Source organism: Ferdinandcohnia sp. Marseille-Q9671, assembly GCF_976954385.1.
Genome location: NZ_CDRJTA010000001.1, coordinates 379732 through 399521 on the forward strand (window position 1 = coordinate 379732; position 19790 = coordinate 399521).

Annotated in this window: 24 protein-coding genes; 7 read left to right on the forward strand and 17 right to left on the reverse strand. The window is 36.7% G+C overall.

Annotated elements, in window-relative coordinates; genetic code table 11:
- Positions 1 to 200 precede the first annotated feature (200 nt).
- The gene (locus tag ACWNMY_RS02050) at positions 201 to 1064 is read right to left on the reverse strand and encodes a metallophosphoesterase (protein WP_449536624.1); all 864 of its coding nucleotides are present in this window, start codon (positions 1062 to 1064) and stop codon (positions 201 to 203) included.
- Between the two features lie 70 nt (positions 1065 to 1134).
- Positions 1135 to 1695, reverse strand: coding sequence for a YkoP family protein (locus ACWNMY_RS02055; protein ID WP_449536625.1), 561 nt, complete (start codon positions 1693 to 1695; stop codon positions 1135 to 1137).
- Positions 1696 to 1846: 151 nt separating this feature from the next.
- Between ACWNMY_RS02055 and ACWNMY_RS02060 the strand changes: the two genes are divergently transcribed.
- On the forward strand, positions 1847 to 2983 hold the full coding sequence (locus tag ACWNMY_RS02060; protein ID WP_449536626.1) for an MGDG synthase family glycosyltransferase: 1137 nt from the start codon (positions 1847 to 1849) through the stop codon (positions 2981 to 2983).
- Entirely contained in the window at positions 2967 to 3131 is a 165-nt protein-coding gene (locus tag ACWNMY_RS02065; protein WP_449536627.1) for a hypothetical protein, read from the forward strand. Before ACWNMY_RS02060 ends, ACWNMY_RS02065 begins: the two co-directional genes overlap by 17 nt.
- Before the next feature lie 72 nt (positions 3132 to 3203).
- On the opposite strand, the gene ACWNMY_RS02070 is transcribed toward ACWNMY_RS02065, so the two are convergent.
- On the reverse strand, positions 3204 to 3779 hold the full coding sequence (locus ACWNMY_RS02070; protein ID WP_449536628.1) for an SCO family protein: 576 nt from the start codon (positions 3777 to 3779) through the stop codon (positions 3204 to 3206).
- Between the two features lie 359 nt (positions 3780 to 4138).
- Between ACWNMY_RS02070 and ACWNMY_RS02075 the strand changes: the two genes are divergently transcribed.
- Positions 4139 to 4759 (forward strand): YitT family protein, encoded by a 621-nt coding sequence (locus ACWNMY_RS02075; protein WP_449536629.1) that lies wholly within the window; start codon positions 4139 to 4141, stop codon positions 4757 to 4759.
- Between the two features lie 36 nt (positions 4760 to 4795).
- Here the strand turns inward: ACWNMY_RS02075 and cysC are convergent, their stop codons facing one another.
- Genes cysC through ACWNMY_RS02100 form a run of 5 tightly spaced genes read right to left on the reverse strand, consistent with a single transcriptional unit; the run spans position 4796 to position 8604 of the window.
- Positions 4796 to 5395, reverse strand: a complete 600-nt coding sequence (cysC, locus tag ACWNMY_RS02080; protein WP_449536630.1) for an adenylyl-sulfate kinase — start codon at positions 5393 to 5395, stop codon at positions 4796 to 4798.
- Between the two features lie 11 nt (positions 5396 to 5406).
- Positions 5407 to 6555, reverse strand: coding sequence for a sulfate adenylyltransferase (gene sat, locus ACWNMY_RS02085; protein WP_449536631.1), 1149 nt, complete (start codon positions 6553 to 6555; stop codon positions 5407 to 5409).
- Positions 6556 to 6597: 42 nt separating this feature from the next.
- The gene (locus ACWNMY_RS02090) at positions 6598 to 7311 is read right to left on the reverse strand and encodes a phosphoadenylyl-sulfate reductase (protein ID WP_449538368.1); all 714 of its coding nucleotides are present in this window, start codon (positions 7309 to 7311) and stop codon (positions 6598 to 6600) included.
- Positions 7286 to 7852 (reverse strand): histidine phosphatase family protein, encoded by a 567-nt coding sequence (locus tag ACWNMY_RS02095; protein WP_449536632.1) that lies wholly within the window; start codon positions 7850 to 7852, stop codon positions 7286 to 7288. The genes ACWNMY_RS02090 and ACWNMY_RS02095 overlap by 26 nt, the downstream gene beginning before the upstream one ends.
- Positions 7837 to 8604 (reverse strand): phosphosulfolactate synthase, encoded by a 768-nt coding sequence (locus tag ACWNMY_RS02100; RefSeq protein WP_449536633.1) that lies wholly within the window; start codon positions 8602 to 8604, stop codon positions 7837 to 7839. The genes ACWNMY_RS02095 and ACWNMY_RS02100 overlap by 16 nt, the downstream gene beginning before the upstream one ends.
- Positions 8605 to 8961: 357 nt before the next feature.
- On the opposite strand from ACWNMY_RS02100, the gene ACWNMY_RS02105 reads away from it, so the two are divergent.
- The 3 genes from ACWNMY_RS02105 to ACWNMY_RS02115 all read left to right on the forward strand — a co-directional run bounded on the left by ACWNMY_RS02105 (position 8962) and on the right by ACWNMY_RS02115 (position 11120).
- Positions 8962 to 10185, forward strand: a complete 1224-nt coding sequence (locus ACWNMY_RS02105; RefSeq protein WP_449538369.1) for an MFS transporter — start codon at positions 8962 to 8964, stop codon at positions 10183 to 10185.
- A 24-nt stretch (positions 10186 to 10209) separates the two neighbouring features.
- The gene (locus ACWNMY_RS02110) at positions 10210 to 10497 is read left to right on the forward strand and encodes a hypothetical protein (RefSeq protein WP_449536634.1); all 288 of its coding nucleotides are present in this window, start codon (positions 10210 to 10212) and stop codon (positions 10495 to 10497) included.
- Positions 10498 to 10640: 143 nt separating this feature from the next.
- A complete protein-coding gene (locus ACWNMY_RS02115) occupies positions 10641 to 11120 on the forward strand; it encodes a PCYCGC motif-containing (lipo)protein (RefSeq protein ID WP_449536635.1) in 480 nt (159 codons plus the stop codon).
- 58 nt (positions 11121 to 11178) lie between these two features.
- On the opposite strand, the gene ACWNMY_RS02120 is transcribed toward ACWNMY_RS02115, so the two are convergent.
- The 3 genes from ACWNMY_RS02120 to ilvA all read right to left on the reverse strand — a co-directional run bounded on the left by ACWNMY_RS02120 (position 11179) and on the right by ilvA (position 13954).
- Positions 11179 to 12021, reverse strand: a complete 843-nt coding sequence (locus tag ACWNMY_RS02120; RefSeq protein ID WP_449536636.1) for a DegV family protein — start codon at positions 12019 to 12021, stop codon at positions 11179 to 11181.
- 309 nt (positions 12022 to 12330) lie between these two features.
- The gene (locus ACWNMY_RS02125) at positions 12331 to 12582 is read right to left on the reverse strand and encodes a DUF2535 family protein (protein WP_449536637.1); all 252 of its coding nucleotides are present in this window, start codon (positions 12580 to 12582) and stop codon (positions 12331 to 12333) included.
- A gap of 100 nt (positions 12583 to 12682) precedes the next feature.
- Positions 12683 to 13954, reverse strand: coding sequence for a threonine ammonia-lyase IlvA (ilvA, locus tag ACWNMY_RS02130; RefSeq protein WP_449536638.1), 1272 nt, complete (start codon positions 13952 to 13954; stop codon positions 12683 to 12685).
- A gap of 277 nt (positions 13955 to 14231) precedes the next feature.
- Between ilvA and trhA the strand changes: the two genes are divergently transcribed.
- A complete protein-coding gene (trhA, locus tag ACWNMY_RS02135; RefSeq protein ID WP_449536639.1) occupies positions 14232 to 14885 on the forward strand; it encodes a PAQR family membrane homeostasis protein TrhA in 654 nt (217 codons plus the stop codon).
- 33 nt (positions 14886 to 14918) lie between these two features.
- On the opposite strand, the gene ACWNMY_RS02140 is transcribed toward trhA, so the two are convergent.
- The 6 genes from ACWNMY_RS02140 to ACWNMY_RS02165 form a co-directional block, all read right to left on the reverse strand.
- On the reverse strand, positions 14919 to 15407 hold the full coding sequence (locus ACWNMY_RS02140) for a dihydrofolate reductase (RefSeq protein ID WP_449536640.1): 489 nt from the start codon (positions 15405 to 15407) through the stop codon (positions 14919 to 14921).
- Between the two features lie 249 nt (positions 15408 to 15656).
- Positions 15657 to 16613: a thymidylate synthase gene (locus tag ACWNMY_RS02145; protein WP_449536641.1), complete on the reverse strand. Its 957-nt coding sequence runs from the start codon at positions 16611 to 16613 to the stop codon at positions 15657 to 15659.
- Positions 16614 to 16676: 63 nt separating this feature from the next.
- Complete coding sequence (locus ACWNMY_RS02150) at positions 16677 to 17393, reverse strand: anthrax toxin lethal factor-related metalloendopeptidase (RefSeq protein WP_449536642.1); 717 nt, start codon at positions 17391 to 17393, stop codon at positions 16677 to 16679.
- A 387-nt stretch (positions 17394 to 17780) separates the two neighbouring features.
- Complete coding sequence (locus ACWNMY_RS02155) at positions 17781 to 18374, reverse strand: YpjP family protein (RefSeq protein WP_449536643.1); 594 nt, start codon at positions 18372 to 18374, stop codon at positions 17781 to 17783.
- Positions 18375 to 18777: 403 nt separating this feature from the next.
- On the reverse strand, positions 18778 to 18909 hold the full coding sequence (locus ACWNMY_RS02160) for a YuzL family protein (RefSeq protein ID WP_449536644.1): 132 nt from the start codon (positions 18907 to 18909) through the stop codon (positions 18778 to 18780).
- Between the two features lie 57 nt (positions 18910 to 18966).
- Entirely contained in the window at positions 18967 to 19740 is a 774-nt protein-coding gene (locus ACWNMY_RS02165; protein ID WP_449536645.1) for a class I SAM-dependent methyltransferase, read from the reverse strand.
- Between the last annotated feature and the right edge of the window lie 50 nt (positions 19741 to 19790).

The following is a 19790-nucleotide window of genomic DNA, read 5'->3' on the forward strand; positions in this document are numbered from 1 at the left end:
ATACGTAGAAAAACGAGTATGGATTACAGTTTCTACAAAATACCATAATTTCAAAGTAATATTTTCAATCGTACCAAAAAATAATTCAATTCACAGGAATGTTGAAAAAAGACGTCATCAATTTGACGTCTTTACGTTTACCCCAATTAATCGGCATCAGGCACCCACATTAGTGGACCATCTAGAAAACTTGCTGACCTTTATATTACTTGTCTTTCACTAACGGATTCTGCTCCTAAGGTTATTGTGTGAATTGTAATCTCTGGGTTACTACGTACACGTATATTCACACCAGTTTGCCCAAGTCCTTCATTAATATAAAACGGCTTACCGTCATGTATATGAAATCCTTTTATCATATTCATTCTAACAAGCTTTCCCATTTTCACCAAGTGATATGGCTTTGGATAACATATTTGCCCCCCATGAAAATGGCCAGAAAGCAGATAATCAAAATGATAATTTTGCATGTGTAGAACCAAGTTTGGGTCATGCGTCAATACAAGATTGTAGCCTTTCTCCAACGAAGCATATGATTTTTCAAGATTACTTCTTTTCGTGCTGAAGTCATCTATTCCAATTACATTTAGACGCTGTCCATTAATAACAAGTGATTTATTTTCGTTTTGAAAGGTTTTCACACCATATTGATGCAAAAGTTTTTTTAATTGTTCAAAGTTTTCCTTCCGCAGTACATAATCATGGTTTCCAAAAACCGCATATGTCCCATGGGTTGGCGCTATCTTTTGAAACACCTCGAGATATGGAATTAGTTTTTGAATACTTCGTTTCCGGTCTAAAAAATCACCCGTGATGGCTATTAGGTCAATCGTCTCCGATTTCACTTGACTAAATAAGCCCTCTGGAGTGATTGATAGATTTTCAAGATGTAAGTCTGAGAGGTGGAGAACATTCATTTGGGTCGGATTCGTATCTTGTTTATGCACATCAGTCAATTCATTCACATGAATTTTTGTAAGGTTTACTTTATATGTGTTTTTATTAGCTTTCACAAGAAAATAGTAAACTAGTATTGCTAGTAACACAATCATAAAAATCTTCAAAAAAACACCACCTTTTCCTCCTCCATTATAGTAAATCGGATACGGAAAATCAGTGGTAATGAATGGATGCCTATTCTTCTGAATGGTACAAATCTAATAACTTTGACTTGGACATAAAGAGATACATCGGTGGCCTTTTTAGTGTTTTCATCGAAATTGTGGACATACCCATGAAATGCATAGGAAGAAAAACTAACTGTTTAAACCGTAAATATGCTTTATTTGAAATAGATACAGTTTCAAATCCCAACCGTCTACTTCCTTTATTTAAAGAAGTAATGCCAATAATCCCTTTAATTTCTTGTTTTTTTGGATGGTTGTATATATATTCCGCCAATTCAGGAAGTGATTGTTTAACCTGATGGTATATTTGCCGAGCCTTTGTCGTTTCACCGTGTAAACCCAGTAGGCTCTTTAACAAAATTACATTATGTAGGTGAATTTTTATTAACAAATCATTTTTATTAATAGATGTTCCATCAGTTAGTATACAAGGCTTCCCCTTGTATCTCGTAACCCTGACACGCAAGACTTGATTTTCTGCAACATATGTTAACCTTGTTAAGAAGTAATAAATGGGATCCAGAACAGTCCAGATTGTAATCACACATAATTTCATTTTTGCGAGCATCTACATAAATTCTCCTTATTCACAAAAGATATTTACATACTCATTTTCTCTAATCTCATGAAAATTATTTTGGAAAAGTAAGGTAGGATAAAAAAAGGCACTTTTCTTGAAACTACTTGTATAAATTAACGAAAATTAAGGAGTATTTTTCATGAAGAAAATCCTGTTCATGCCTTTCCTACAGCTACCATCAGGTCACCACCAAGTTGCAGATGCGATAATAGAATCTCTCACATCCCTAGACCCCTCTCTCACGTGTCAAAAAGTTGATATCCTACACTATTCGTATGGAAAAATAGAAACATTCGTTTCGTCAATCTATCTAAAATGGATTCATCGTTTTCCAAAAACCTACAGTTGGATCTATAAAAAATCCGTCTTCCAGGATATTGAACGAGACAAGGACTATCGATTATATGAGATCTTGTTCAAACAATTTGTTCAGAAGCTAGTTTCAGAAACAAATCCAGCCCTAATTATATGTTCTCATGCATTACCCTCGTACATGCTAAACAAACTAAAGGAAAAGAAACTTTTGAACATACCCGTTGTAAATGTATACACCGATTTTTTTATCCATACCTTCTGGGGGATTAGTCACATTGATTATCATTTTATTGCACATCCCGAAATGAAATCCTATTTAAAAAAGAAAGGCATTAGTGATGAAAAGATACATGTAACAGGAATTCCAGTACATCCATGTCTACGTAAGAATAATAAAACTAAGCCGTCAGTTGAAACTGATAAAACATATACTTGTACGATAATGGGAGGAAGTCTCGGAGTCGGCGCTATCGAGGAGCTAATCGGTATACTTCTACAATCAAAAAGAATTACTTATCAAATACTTTGTGGTAAAAATAGACGTCTTTTCGCTAAGCTCAAAAGCCTAGACCATCCGAGAATTACTCCCCTTCCGTACATATCTTGCCGCGATGAAATGAATACTTTATATGAACAGACTGATTTTGTCATTACAAAGCCTGGCGGAGTTACAATAAGCGAATGTTTGATGAAGCGAATCCCGACATTTATCTATCATGCCCTTCCCGGTCAAGAGGAAATCAATCTTCAAGAGCTACTAAGAATGGGCTTAGTTGTAAAGTTGCCACATTGGGGTGAAATAGCTGATTTAGAGGGCCTACTATTGACAGAGGTAAAGAGATTAGACAAGCTTTATCAAAATATAGATGTCTTTCATAATCACCTCTCACAGCAAACAGCAGGGGAAATTGTTCATAAAATCATAAATGAAAGGAGTCTACCAAATGAAAAAAGAGCATGATGCAAAAAACATACAACAGGACAAACAAGACTTCCCTGAGCAAATTTCTACAGGATGTCAAACATTTACTAGCCATGAACTGTTTTGGAGGGAGCTTGAAACGATCGTAGTTGATGGAGTAGTACAAGCAGAAGAAGTAGAGGAATAAAATAAAAACATGGTTGCTACAAGAAACTCACTAAAACCAAAAAGGACCCCTAGATAAGGAGTCCTTTCAACATTATTGAATCTTTTTAATATCCTCGATGATTTCCTCGTATGGAGTATTCTCTACCCCATTGTAATCCTTTAAGACTGTTCCATTTTGATCTACTAGATAAAATTTAATACCATGCATAACTTGGTCTTGTCCCTCTGGTTTTGCTACTAAAGCTGCAAAGCTATCTTTCGCAAACTTCTCCATCTCCTCTAGAGTATAACCAGTTAAGAGATTCCAGTTTGAAAGATCAGCATCGAAGCCCGCCGCATATTCCTTAAGCAGTTCCGGTGTGTCTACTTCTGGGTCAACCGAGAATGATACAAATTCAACATCTAGCTCCTCTTCCTTTGCCATTCCTTGGAGCTTTGCCATATGGGCTGTCATTGGTGGACAAACAGTATCACAGTTTGTAAAAATCATATTTGCAACCCAAACTTTACCCTCTAAATCCTTTAAACCAAAAGGTTCTCCTTCTTGGTTTGTATACGTAAAGTCAGAAACCTCATAATTTAACGGATCCTTAATTCCATCATTATTTCCACAAGCCGCTAAAATAAGAATGACTCCTAAAACAAATGAAAGATATACTTTCTTCATGTTCTCACCTACTTGTCATTTTGCTATTCAATATCTCATTTTAAAGAACTTATAACAAACTTACAACTAAAATAGCTGTGAACAATTTTCGAACATAATGAACTGCTTGTCATCATAAAATGGACAAGGAGAGTGTTTTATCATTATTTAATAGATAATCTTAAACTGCCTCAGATTTTTAGAGGACGTTATTCGCGCGTAAGATCAAAGACGATAAACACCACATCATGTGGCAAATTATTTATAACCCACCTCGTGTGGTCCAAAAAATCTAGGCTAATACGCCAAGGCGCATTTGATCAGGAGGCTTACAAGGATATGTGGATTCAACATACTTGTCAGAAAGGGCATTTGGTTACATGCCAAAAATAATAATATCCTACGTTTGTATTGTTATCGGAGCTTTTTTACAGGGTTTAGGAATGTCCTTATTTTTATTTCCTCATAATATTCCTTCCGGCGGTGCGGCAGGCTTAGCTATTCTAATGAATCATTGGGTGAACCTACCTTTAGGAATGTCACTTTGGATTGTCAATTTTTCATTTTTATTTTTGGCCTTAAAATACTTTGGCTTTAGTTGGACTGTCAAAACGATGGTCGCTGTTACGATTACCTCCGTAACAGTCAGTTTTGTTTCGACTCTAGGTTCTTTTTTAACCCCATTTTTTTGGTTGGATTTGCTTTTTGGCAGCTTGATATTTGGAGTCGGTGTAGGGTTGTTAATCCGAAGTGGTTCTTCAAGTGGCGGAATGGTCATTCCAACATTAATGATTGCCCAATACAATGATTGGTCCCCAGGAAAGGTGATGCTTTGGTTAAATTTCTTTATTTTCTTGTTAACTGCTTTCGTTATTGATATTCGGATAGTTTTCTTTGCAATCCTTTGTCAAACAATCTCAACAAATCTAATAGACGTTATTTATCATTTACGGGCACCTTCTTTTATCGCCTCACCTTCATTTGGCTGGAGAAAGAAGTAATATGTAGGTAAGAAAGCGAGTCTCACTTTCTTACTATTAAAGTATGTTTCTAGCTTTTAGAAAGTCAATAATCGTATTGACCGATTGTAGTATCGTTAATTGGTCGGATTCGATAACTAGCTCAGGGTGCTCAGGTTCTTCATATGGGGAGCTTATTCCGGTAAATTCGGATATTTCTCCCTTCCTTGCTTTTTTATACAACCCCTTGGGGTCCCGATTTTCACATACTGAGATTGGACACTTCACAAATACCTCAATAAATTCATCATCTGGAAATAAGGCTCTTACTTGGTCTCTGTCTTCGCGAAACGGGGAAATAAACGCTGTCGATACAATTTGACCGCTATCCACGAACAGTTTAGAAACTTCACCAATTCGGCGTATATTTTCTTTTCTATCATCCTTACTAAAGCCCAGTCCCGCATTCAAACCATGCCGAATATTATCTCCATCGAGCACATAGCTTTGCACATTTTGTGCATATAACTCCTTGTCAAGAGCATTTGCTAATGATGATTTACCTGAACCTGAAAGACCAGTAAACCAGATAACACAACTTTTATGATTATTCCTCTTTTGTCTATCGTGTTTTGTCACTGTTGCTTGATGCCATATAATATTTTGATCTTCGCCCATTTTACCCACCTTTATATCTTAGAATATTGTTCGGCCATACCTCTAATGAGCACATCTACTACCTCTGGTCTGCTAAATTCTTTTGGTGGTTTTTTTCCCGATTTAAGCATTTCGCGTACTTTTGTACCCGATAAAATGACATGATCCTCCATGCTATGTGGACAGGTTTTTGCAGATGCCATATTCCCACATTTTTTACAGAAAAAGCTATGTTCAAAGAACAACGGTGAAATACCTAGTTCCGTTTCTGTGAAATGGCTGAAGATGTTCTGTGAATCATACGTTCCATAGTAATTCCCTACACCGGCATGATCACGCCCAACGATAAAATGCGTACAACCATAATTTTTTCGAACCAATGCGTGAAAAATTGCCTCTCTTGGGCCTGCGTAGCGCATTGCAGCTGGAAATACCGACAGAAAGACTCTGTTCTTCGGGTAATATTTTTCGAGTAAGACCATGTAACTTTCCATCCGGATGTCACTAGGAATATCATCGCTTTTTGTTTCACCGACTAACGGGTTGAGGAATAAACCATCCACAACTTCCAAAGCAGACTTTTGAATATATTCATGTGCCCGATGAACTGGATTTCTAGTTTGAAATCCTACTACCTTCTTCCAACCCAAACCCTCAAAAACAGCTCTCGTTTCTAGTGGATCTAAATAATAAGATTCAAATTTCTCTTTTTTCGGACGTTTTACCATGTGAATCGGCCCGGCTATATATACACTATGTCTTTCAAATAATTTTTTGACCCCCGGATGTGCATCTTCGGTTGTTCGATACACCTTAAAGGCTTCTATTTCCTTGTTCGGAACATATTTCTCTGTAACTTCTATGACTCCATATACCTCATCTTCAAAAACCAACCTTACCTTTTCTCCAATCGAGATCTTCTTTGCAGTTGTTTTATCTACTGATAATGTAATCGGTATTGACCACGGCAGGCCATTTGCGAGCCTCATAGAATGTAGAATTGACTCATAATCGTCTTTGCCTATAAAACCTTCGAGAGGGCTATATGCACCAACAGCAAGCAATTCTAGGTCACTTAACTCCATGTTACTAAGTTCTATTTGTTTGTCGATATTATCGTAGGGAAACGTCGGGTTAAAGCGGTTTATCAATGTACCGCCATGCGGTTTACTTAATGCCACTATTAAAACCTCCATTACATACATCACTTTGTCATTTTACTGTTATTTTAGATGCAAACCGCATTCCGTTTTATTGGAATTGGCCCATCTTCCTGATCGTAAATCACCGTTTATCGCTTGATTCGTACAAGGTGCACACCCAATACTCGGATAGTTATTATCATGTAATTCATTATAGGGTAAATTATTAAGCTTGATATATGTCCACACATCATCCCAAGTCCAATGGATGAGTGGACATATTTTAATGTTCTTGAACTTCTCATCCTTGTTTAGGTATTCCGTATTTTTTCTTGTAGGTCCCTGTTCCCTGCGCAATCCAGATACCCAAGCCTCAGCCCCAGAAAGAACCTCTTTTAATGGAACTATCTTTCGAATTTGACAACATAAATTCGGATTACTTTTCCAAAGCTCTTCCCCGTGTTTTTCAGCTTGCTCTTTTAAATTTAATACTGGTCTTTTTAGCTCAATTTTAAGATCCGGATATTTTTGTTTTATTTTATCTATTAGTTCATATGTCTCTTTAAAATGCAGTCCAGTGTCTAAAAAGACGATTCGAGCATCTTTTTTCACCTTCGATATTAAATCAATTAAGACAATACCCTCTGCACCAAAGCTACAAGCATATACAATGTTCTCTGCATCATAGGTGTTATATGCCCATTTAAGAATGTCATAATAATCTTTATTATTCGAAATCACCTGCGAAACAAAATCCTCATTCCAATTGTTATATGTGATGGCGTCCAAGCTGATAATCCCCCTCTCTTACCTTGATTGTTTCTAGTTGATTATTCTTTATTTCAATCTGATTCATCTTATTGATCGTTCCAAACTCTAGATGGGACATACATGCCCTCATCCACGACCCATGCCCGAAAACTAAAACAGAATCATACTCGGAGTATGTTTGTAAAAATAAAAGCATTCTTTTTTCAAGATCAACGACTTTTTCTCCTAGCACAATCATACGTGGGTTGGTATACCAGACTTCCTTATGTGATTCTATGAGTCGTTTCTTTTCCTTACCCTCAAATTCACCAAAGTGTAATTCGTTTAACAAAGGCTCTATCTGATATTGCTCATAACCATATGCATGGGCTGTTTGTTGGGTTCGAATTAAAGAACTTGTTACAACAATTGAAAATGGACCTTTCTTTTCTAAGTGTGTTTTATTTTTTTCTATATCCTCTATGTCAGCTTCACATGGTTCTAAAATGGGAATATCACGACTCCCTTGAAGGACTCCCCTTCTGTTCCATTCCGTTGGAAGATGCCTTATTAAGGTAAGTTCCATGTCTTCTCCCCCATGAAAAATGTTTCACTACGCAAACCAAGTCGTTGGGCTTCCAATACGAGGACATCATTTATTTTTACATTTCCTAAATTTACGTTTGTTCCAAATTGATTGATGAAAAACATCTGTTGTTTTGGAGTCGGAGCTTCAAAAATAACTTTGTTAACATCAATATTTTTTGAAATTTGATTGATTAAGTCCATATTTACACTTCCTGATTGATTGTAAATACCTGCTGTCCCCGAGTCTCTCCCCTCAGTAATGACATATTTACAACCTGCTGCTAACAACAAATTTATTTCTTGTTCCCACTCAGACAGAGGCATTTCTTTTTCCTGATCTTTAGACCCTACCTCTGCAATAACATTAAATTTTTGAGTTAATTTTTTGATTAAGGAAATCCTTTTAGTAAGCGGAATATCCAACGTACCATTTGAAACTTCAATCCATTCAATACCAAGTTCCTGAAGACTATTCACGTATTCATTCACCTTATCCTGGACATAGCATTTTTCAAAGAGCGTCCCGCCACAGTATGGGATAATCTTATATTTTTTATAGAGGTCTATCTTCTCTTGTAGGTTTGGGGTCACATATGCAGAGCCAATCCCAATTTTTGCAATGTCAATATATGAATGATAATCGTGTAAATAAGCTTGTAATTGGCCTATTGGGGTACCAAAATCCGCGATTGAGGTAATTCCATAACTTCTTTCACCATGTGTACGAGTTGGTACATCTAAAAAATCCATTGGCATAACTCCTCCTTTTATCGAACCGCAAGCGTCTTACATAAGTAATCTAGTGTATCAGAGGCGTTTGCCCCATTCATCTTTAGGTTTTTATACCCTTTTTATTATATTTACCTAGCCTTCTTACAGTTGATATGTTATTCAAAAATAGGTAAATGGTGTATAGAATGGGCGAATTCTAGGCATTTGTCTAACTGGAAATCACTAACAGAATAGGAATCACAAGTAATTGAAAAAATAGTAAAGCAATAATTGATTTCAGTTACAAAATCGAGAACTGAATGTTGTTTATTGAGTTATTTTAGACACCGTACAATAAGGAGATGCAAAAACTTGTCCAGTCAAAAAACTTCCGCAATGACAATTGTTGCAATTGGTTCGATTCCACTCATACTTGTACTTGGTAATTCGATGTTAATTCCTGTTTTACCACAGATGCAGAAAGAACTCGACATAAGCCAATTCCAAGTTAGCCTTGTAATTACTGCTTTCTCAGTTGCAGCTGCTATATCAATTCCGTTACTTGGGTATTTTTCGGATCGTTTTTCAAGAAAGGCAGTCATTATCCCTGCGCTGATACTTTATGGTACAGGTGGACTGATTGCTGGTGCGGCTGCTGCATGGTTTGCTAATCCATTTTTTTGGATTATGGCTGGTCGGGTTATGCAAGGAATAGGAGCTGCCGGAACAGCACCAATCGCAATGGCACTTACCGGTGACTTATTTAAGGGTGGACAGCAAAGTAAGGTGTTAGGACTGGTAGAAGCTTCAAACGGCTTTGGTAAAGTTATTTCACCAATAATAGGATCGTTGTTAGCACTATTGTTTTGGTATGCTGCCTTCTTTGCTTTTCCCATCTTCTGTTTAATTTCCGTATTATTAACCATTTTCTTTGTCAAAGAAAAAAAGGAGAAGAAAGAACCACCTCCACTAAAAAAATATGTACATGGTTTATTTTCAGTTTTTAAAAATGAAGGTAGATGGCTGTTCACAGCCTACTTAGCTGGAGCGACCTGCCTATTCACATTATTTGGGATCCTTTTCTATTTATCTGATGTGTTAGAGAAGACCTATAATACGGATGGTGTTCTCAAGGGCTCAATCCTAGCCATCCCACTTTTATTTATGACAACAACCTCTTATATTACAGGTAGTAAAATCGGCAAAAAGATGCCATTAATGAAAAAACTTATTATCATTGGGCTCGTGATGATGACAATATCATTTGCGACGTTAGTTTTTTTCGAAAGTCTCATCCCGTTTATCGCTGTATTGGTAATCAGTAGTATAGGTACTGGACTTGTTCTACCCTGTATCAATAGCTTTATTACAGGTTCCGTATCTACAGAAAAACGTGGATTTGTTACATCATTATATGGGTCGGTACGATTTTTAGGGGTTGCGATTGGACCACCGATATATGGTTGGCTGATGAATTGGTCAAGGTCTGGTATGTTTTTAACGACCGCTTCCCTAACCCTTATTGTGGGCTTACTCTGTATGATGTTAATACATGTGAAAAAGAAGAAGCCAAGTGAAGATACAAATGATTCTCTATTTGAAAAATTACAGTTAACCTAAAACATTTAATAAGGAGGATTTATTGTGCAAATATTCGTTTCCCCAGAGGTAATTAAAGAACAATGCCAAATTTTAAACATTGTAAATTCAGAAAAAAAAGCACTTGGGTATATCTCATTCTTCTTTGATGATAAAAAGATGTACATCTATGGTCACTGTGAGGATATGGGAGTTAGTAAGGATTTCAAAGATACGATTACACCTTATATTCAAGGAATGGCGAAGGCGAAGCCTGATCTGGATATGTTAACTTATATCTCAATTGGTGGAGAAAAATTAGAGCTTTCCGAAGAAGAAACTAAGGAAAAGTAGGGTATCATTTTCGATACCCTTTTTCTAATGAGTTCACATTCCATAGCAATATGAAGGTTTTATGACATCATTGTGAATTCTTTTTTGTGTCCTGATTGATATGTTAAAATAGGTTTACACACAAAAAAGAGAGGTTTGCTTGTATGAAAAAATTAAATTTCCTTCTAATTCTCGTACTTGTTGTCGGAATGGTTGGTTGTTCACAGAATGAAGATGGCCATGAAACACATAGTGAAAAACAACAGATGGGTGATATTCGAGAAGAAACAGCTTCCATTGAAGGCTTGCCGTCTTTTTTAGATGATAAGCCAGAAGAGATGGTCACGATTTATAAAGCAGCTGCAATGCATAAGGATCTACTTGAATCAATACCCTGTTATTGTGGTTGCGCTGACTCTGTCGGACATCGCGACAATTATGATTGTTTCGTTTATGAAAATGATGGAGACGCAATTGTATGGGATGACCATGGTACGAAATGTGGTGTTTGTTTGGATATTGCAGCTACTTCTGTATTAGAGTATCAGAATGGCAAATCACCAAGCGAAATACGTGCTTCGATCGATGAAGCTTATAAAGAAGGCTTTCCTGCCCCTACTCCAACCCCTAAGCCTGAAATATAAAAAATGACATAAGAAAATGACGTGTAAACTATCTACACGTCATTTTTTATGTCTACTTTTATTCTGCGTAATACATAAACCCGATCGCCCCAGGCCCAGTATGTGTACTTATGACAGGTGTTGTTTCCACAATATCAACATCCGCATACCCTGTAAGTTTTATTACAGCTTCTTTTAAGTTTGATGCTAGTTCTAACGCATCGACCTGTGCAATGGCGACACCTTTAATTGTTTTGTTGCTTACATCCTCAGCAAATTGCTTACTCAAGTACTTTACGATTTGAGCATGGCTACGTACTTTTGAAACCGGAGTATATACTCCATCCTGCAAGGAAGCGATTGGTTTAATATTTAATAAGGAGCCAATTAATGCTTTCCCTTTCCCAATTCGGCCACCCTTAACAAGGTTTTCTAATGTGTCAACAGTTACAAACAACTTGGAATTTTCCCGTATTTTATTTACACGTTGTATGATAGCTGCTGAATCGTGCCCCTCAATTGCCATTTTAGCAGCTTCCACTACTTGAAATGCTAACGCCCTTGATATGTACATTGAATCAATTACTGTCACTTTTGATTCAGATATTTGTGCAGCATTCTCAGCCGAAGTAACAGTTCCGCTCATTCCGCCTGTCATATGAATCGAAATGATTTCACTTCCATCTTTACCTAATTCATCATATAGCTCAACGAAATGGCCGACAGCAGGCTGAGAGCTCTTTGGTAATTCAGCAGAATGCTTCATTTTTGTTAAAAATTCACTCGGGGTAATGTCGACTCGATCAAGAAAGGTTTCTCCATCAATGGTGATCGACAATGGAACCACCGATATACCAAGCTCTTTAATTTGTTCATTTGATAAATCTACTGTTGAATCTGTTACGATTTTTACCTTTGTCATACCTTCACTTCCTACGTTTAATCCTATTTGTTATGTATAAAGACATTTGCGAACCTCTGCTTGTCCTATTATATGTAAATATAAACAAAATCCACAAAAAGTCAAAACAGAGCGAAATCTTGATACATTATTCAAAAGAAGACCCCACTTATGTAAGTGGGGATGAATGAGATATATCTTGCTTCAGTGAGAGTCAAACCCTTTGCTGAATAAAGTCAAGCCTCCGCCGGATGCCACAGTTTTCAAGCAAACTCGTAAATTCGAGCGCAAATACAAGATCATGTATTTGAGAAATCGACTCATTTCAAACTATGCATTGTGTTTTAAGATATCTAATTTGAATAATCGTTCATAATCAGTCCATTTTAATACTGTTTTTAAGTATTCCCTAAACGAATAAACCTGATTTGGACTTGATTTTGTCATAATTTTCGACAAAAAAGCTTGTAAACGAAAATCGAGCATAAAGTGATACGTGTTGCCTTCCTGTAATACTGGAATTTCAATAACTTTTACCTTATGTCCATGACAATTTTTGAACTCTAGGCTTTTGAATAGCAAACTATCAGTCCTTTTTCACCCGTTTCTTTTATTATACATGAAAACAAGCTTTTCGTCTTTGTCTAATTATGCAAAAACATAGGTATTCACAAAGGTTTCACTAAATCAACAAATTAAATAGATTGCTTTCTTTGTTTACCTCTTGGAATGGGAAGCCTTTTCTATGCATGCGATTAACTAGAGCCTGATAATCTTCTTTATGCTTCAACTCAATTCCAACTAAAGCAGGACCATTATCCTTATTATTCTTCTTGGTATACTCAAAACGAGTGATATCATCAGTAGGACCTAATACATCGAGCAAAAATTCACGTAACGCACCAGCTCTTTGAGGGAACTTGACGATAAAATAGCATTGTAAGCCTTCATACATCATAGAACGCTCTTTAATTTCCTGCATTCTACTAATGTCATTATTTCCACCACTAAGGACACATACAACCGTTTTACCTCTTAATTTATCCTTATATAAATCAAGTGCTGCTAATGACAAAGCACCGGCTGGTTCAGCTACAATAGCATTTTCATTATACAAATCTAAAATGGTTGTACATACTTTCCCCTCTGGTACTTCAACGACGTCGTTAACAAATTGTTTACTAATTTCAAACGTTCTTTCCCCAACAGTCTTTACAGCCGCTCCGTCAACGAATTTATCAATTTTCGGCAAAGTCGTTACTGCACCATTTGCTAGTGAGGTCTTCATGCTTGGTGCACCCTCGGGTTCAACACCAATGATCTTCGTGTGAGGTGATATACTTCTCATATACGTCGAAATACCAGAAATAAGTCCGCCACCACCAATTGCTGCAAACACATAATCAATCGGCTCCGCACAGTCATTCAGTATTTCAACAGCCACTGTACCCTGGCCCGCAATGACATCCTCATCATCAAACGGATGAATAAATGTCCGATTCTCCCTATCACAACAAGCTACAGCTTCGTCATAAGAATCGTCAAACGTATCCCCTGATAAGATAATTTCAACAAAATCACGGCCAAACGCTTCTACCTGTGAAACCTTTTGTCTAGGAGTGGTAGAAGGCATAAAGATCTTTCCTTTTATTTTTAATGCAAAACAGGAGAAAGCGACGCCTTGTGCATGGTTTCCAGCACTTGCACAAACAACTCCGTTTGACAGCTCCTGTTCAGTCAAGTTTTTTATACGGTTATAAGCACCTCTAATTTTAAACGAACGTACAATCTGTAAATCTTCTCGTTTTATGAGTACATTACATTCATAACGTTCAGATAATAATTCGTTTCTTTGTAAAGGTGTATGGACAATAACATCCTTCAATGTCTGGTTGGCTTTTATGATATCCTCGACATGGATTCCATCTAGTTTTTGTTTTACCTCGTTTGTCATAAGCGCCATATCCCCTTTCACGTACTTCTACATCGCAGTACAGTAATGAAGTTTTAATTTGTTCATTATAACATGAATTACCACTTATGAAAGTAAATTTTCTAAATATTTTATAACCTTCCGAAATGTAATCGCTTCCGATTCTCTGAATAAAAAATACTTGTCGTTCTTCTCTATTTTTTTATTAGATTACCTAGTTTTTTATGACGTTTGTAATTTGTATTGTGGCATTTTTAGCAGTATGATTGTATGAGGAATTGTAATCGAGGTGAAGAGTATGACGTATAGGCAAGAGTCTTTAAAAGAAGAAATTGCAAATGCGATTACACACGGTCTTGGTGTTTTATTAAGCATACCTGCCCTTGTTCTGTTAATCGTATTTGCAGTAAAATATGGTGATGTGTGGCATATAGTAAGCTTCTCAATCTTTGGGGCTACAATGTTTCTACTTTATTTATTTTCAACCCTTTTGCATAGCATCACGCATCCGAAGGCAAAGAAAGTATTTGCCATTTTGGATCATTCGGCGATTTATTTATTAATAGCAGGAACGTATACTCCGTTTGTTTTAGTTACGTTACGAGGTTGGCTTGGCTGGACAATGTTTGGTATCGTGTGGGGACTTACTGTCTTCGGTATCGTGTTTAAGATCTTTTTCGTAGAAAGATTTATGATACTTTCAACCGTTTGCTATGTCCTTATGGGTTGGTTAATTATTGTTGGTATCAAACCTTTGTATGAAAGTATTGGGTTTAACGGCTTTATGCTGTTACTCTCTGGGGGAATTCTGTATACAGTTGGTGCAGTCTTCTATGTATGGCGAAAGCTACCTTTTAATCATGCAATTTGGCATTTGTTTGTGCTAGCTGGTAGTGCGGCTATGTATTTTTCAATATTGTTTTATGTGGTCGATGTTCCGTTTATTTCATAAGAGAAGCCCGCAGTTACGTCTGCGGGCTTTTGTTTATTTCACTTTTTCATAAACCAAAAATGTATAATCATACTGATTCTTCTCATCTTTTATTCCTTTTTCTTTTGATATGACCTTCCAATCTGCCTTATCAAATGCAGGGAAATAAGTATCTCCCTCAAATTCCTCTTCGATTTCTGTTATGTAGAGTCTATCGGAGTACGGTAGTATTTCTTTAAATATTTCAGCCCCACCAATAACAAATAGTTCCTGCTCAGTATTCTCACTCAACGTCACTATTTCTTCAATTGAATGTATTACTTTGCAGCCCTCTGCATGATACGTTTTATCACGAGTGACAATGATATTTTCACGTCCAGGAAGGGGTCGTCCGATGGAATCATATGTTTTTCTACCCATAATAATTGGGTGGCCCATTGTAACCCTCTTAAAATATGCTAAGTCTGCGGGTAAGCGCCATGGTAGGTCATTGTCCTTCCCAATTAACTGGTTTTTGTCCATTGCTAGTAATAATGAAATCATATTTATCATCCTCACAATCAAATACGCCTTGGCGTATTTGCGCCAAGATTTTATTCGAGCCTGCTCGAAAACTTACTTTCAAATAATCTGAGGCATCCGCCGGAGGCTTTATTTTATTCAATAGCGCTTATATACCGATAAAATGGTAATCCTACTACATTTGTCACGCTACCTATAAGTATTAATCCTAGTTGAATAAAATTGATCCTTAGGTCGATTATACCTTAGGATCTTGGAAATAGAAATGCTTTATACTGCTACAGGTGCTTTAATCGCTGGATGTGGATCATAGCACTCAATTGTAACATCCTCCATTTCAAAATCAAACACCGAATCAATGCTTGGGTTTAATTTTAGAGTTGGAAATGGACGTGGATTACGACTTAATTGTACATTTACCTGTTCAATATGATTTGTGTAAATATGTGCATCCCCAATTGTATGGATGAAATCCCCTACTTCTAATCCACACTCGAATGCAATTAGATGGGTTAACAATGCATAACTTGCAACGTTGAAGGGAATTCCCAGAAATAAATCACCTGAGCGTTGGTACAACTGACAGCTTAATTTCCCATCCGCTACATAAAATTGAAACAAGCTATGACATGGAGGTAAAGCCATGAATTCAACATCACCTGGATTATAGCCCACCACCATATGTCGTCGACTATCAGGATTCTTTTTGATTTGTTCAATTACATTTTTCAACTGATCAATGGTCTCTCCGCGTGACGTTTCCCATGCTCTCCATTGCTTCCCGTATACTGGACCAAGTTCGCCATATTTAGTAGCAAACTCATCATCCTCAAGGATACGTTTTTTAAACTTGTCCATCTCCGCTTCATAAAGTTCATTAAATGCAGAGTCTGTTTGACTTCTGTTTCCAAAATCAGTCATATCTGGACCACTGTATTCATCACTTTCAACCCAATTTTTGAACGCCCATTCATTCCAGATATTGTTGTTGTTTTTAAGTAGATACTTTATATTCGTATCACCCTTCATAAACCACAGTAGCTCACTTGCTATTAATCGAAACGGAACTCTCTTTGTAGTTAGTAGAGGAAAGCCCTCACTCAAATTAAAACGCATTTGATACCCAAAGACTGAAAGTGTACCTGTTCCTGTCCGATCCATTTTTTTTGTACCATTATCAAGAACATGTTTTAAAAGCTCTAGGTACGCATTTTCCCCATGTTTCAATAGATTCACTCCTTGCAAACTATCATGCTTTTATATTACACAATTAATACTTCTTTCGAAACCCTATTCCTGAAGTTTACTTAAATCTACAAGAAGCTGATATGTTAAGGGTGCTAGTTCTTTAATTTGATTTCTTGCGACTTCCGAAAGGTAAAACATTGCGAATGATTCCGCAAAATACTCCTCCGGATACGTGCTAAAATAAGATTGATTTGGAAATAATGTACCTACTTCCTGCCTCCAAATAACCTGAAACGAAGGATCGTGGCTAATCGAATCAAAAACAAACCGATCGATTGAATGGGCCAATTCATGTAGCTCTAAATTAATAGATCCGTGACCATTTCCCTTTTCACTATGTCCGATTTTTGCCAATACTACCTCTGCCCCACCTATACCAGGTACAGAATCCCAAGTTGGTCCGTTCTCACTATAACCACGAGGCTTTTTCCCTTTTAGATAGGCCGCAGTTGGCTCATCGGTTAAATTACCGGTGAAAAGCTTAAGCATAATACCTTCTTCTCGTAATACCTTTAAAATTGCTTCGTCAATTCTGTTCACTCTATCAATCATCTGTGAAGCGATTGTTTCATTAAACTCAGATTCTGGTAATAAAATAATATCTTTTACAATGTCATAGTTAGACATGAGAGATGTTTGTGTATAGAGGGTGATAGAATGATACTCTTTAAGTGGAACTCCATGAGGAGAAGCTTCGCCAGGGTGATACGTAAAACCGATGAATACGAGAATTAGCGTAAGAATTACTGTTTTTTTCATAGAATGCTCTCCCCTGTTCTATGTAGAATCTTAGATGCGAAAGACACTTAACTAAACAAATAGGACTGAAGCGTATTTGCGCCCCAATTATGTTGAATCTGATCGGAGACCACATATAAAAATCTGTGCATCCGCCGGAGGTTTAACTTTATTCAGCTAGGGATTGAAGTCTGTCATTAGCACTACTAATAGGTTGAACACGCAGCAGAATATAGTTAAATAGTAAAAATAGTATAACATGTTTTAAATTCATAGTATGCTAGATTGAATGTGAGAAATTCTTCCAGACTATGGATTAAAAGAAAAAAAGGGACAGTCCACTAAGTCTATGTTTCGACCCGTGGATGTCCCCTTTTTCAATTTTATATTTTTTACTAAGTAACCTGTTTAGCTCAGCCACTTTGGCGGAGTATTCTTATTCCAATAAATATCACCTAACGTATGATGTGCTTGGAATCCATCATGATGAGTATGATAATGAAAATTAAACCAGTAGCCGTCTTGTGGAGGATGATCCTTCCTTACATGAAAACGGATGATATCCTTCCCATTTGCACTATCAAATATGTGAAAGATTTTTTCTCCATTTCCACCTGATGGTTGCTCTGATATTTCAAGTTGGTCTAGCTGTTCGGCTGGATATTGTTCTGCTAATAAATCAATAACACTCTCAATTCTAGGTAGGATTTCATTTCGGAACTCATCTTCAATTACTGGTCCAATTTTACTTCCGAATTTCTCAAATGAACTAGTTAGTGCCTGGGACTTTGCATATTCAATAAAGTCCCTACTATCATAGCCGTAATCATCCGAGAAATCAGCATATAATTTTGAATCATTAGCAGGTTCATTAATTGAATTGAACTTACCGGATTTATCCGAATCCGACTGCTCCATTGTGAGAGCAGCTGGAGGCGCTACCAAACCAAGTGTTAATACTGAAAATGATACAACCAGGGCTTTCCGCAACCACTTTTTCATCACAAAAACGTCCTTTCAACACATCTAAACTTACCATTATTTTACCACAATCTATCAAGAATTTTTACTATTAAACTAATAAAATACAAAAAAATAAGGATAATGGCCCATAGGCAGCTAGTGAAATTTAATTCAAAACCGATGGTAGTGCAAATAGAACAATAAATAAAGTTTCATAAAATGTTCATTTTTTGTTAAAATAGGGATACTATACATATTTGAAAGGTGGATGATCATGGATTTGGATTGGGTTTTCGGAATAGCAAGTTTTGTTACTTTGGCGTATTTCATTTATGCCTGCGTTACTGAATAAAGTTCTAAAAGAAGTAACCCCTAAATTGGACTCAAAAAGCCGACTTAGGGGTATTTATGTTGTGTAAGGACTTAGTTTCATGCAAGTAGATTAGTCTCGCTTTTTCTTACGTCTAGATGAATCCATCTGCATTTTTCCTGTTTCTTGTTGAGTTGTACCTTGTCCTTCTACATCAGCTGAGTTTAATCCGATTGTTGAAGGGTCTTTTTTGCGCTTAGCCATTGTCATCACCTCCGTTATTTAACGTATCCAAAGGTGAGTCAAAATATCAATGTGACCTTATACTTCAATAACTCCGAAATGAAACTTAGCAGTTTTTCGTCTATAAACAGTAAAACCATATTTCTCGAAATTGTCACTTTTCCAATGATCTTTTAGAACTACTCGATGTTTAGCAACTTTCTTTGCCGCATCAATCGCTTGAGAGCTTAACGGTGAATAGACAGCAAAACTCCGAAGTCCCTTTATCCCTTCCGATTCATCAATTGTTTCTTCGAACATAGGATCAAAGTATACAACATCAAAGCTTTTAGGAGGGCAGGTTGCTAAAAAATGTTCATATGTATGATGGAAGACATGTATCCTTGACATAGCCTGATTCATCAAAGAATTTCCTGTATCCCACCTTTTTAAACCAGCCTTCAAAAGATAATAAAGATACCGATTACCCTCTAGAGCAGTAATCCTACCCGTCTTTCCAGCAACAAAACTTGCAACAATGCTATCAGAACCCAATCCAAGTGTACAATCTAATAGAGTGCTTCCTTCCATAATACCCGCAGCTTGGACAAAAGGATCATGTTCTCCCTTCACTAAACGTTTCATTCGAAACATAGCAGAATTGGGATGAAAAAATAATGGTTCCTTATGGAGGAGTGGGTAAATTTCAAATCGATTCTTTCCAACAACTAGAACATCATCATTTGTTTTTCCCTGAATAGTAGATACGGATTGCTTTTCTCTTCGAATAAATAAAACCCCTAGTTCAGAAGCAACTCTTTTGGCTGTTTCAATCATTTCATCATTTGTGCGACCAGCAGTGGTTACGATCAAGATAATCACCTATCCATGTTAATTGCGCTTTGTCGTATTTTTTCAAATTT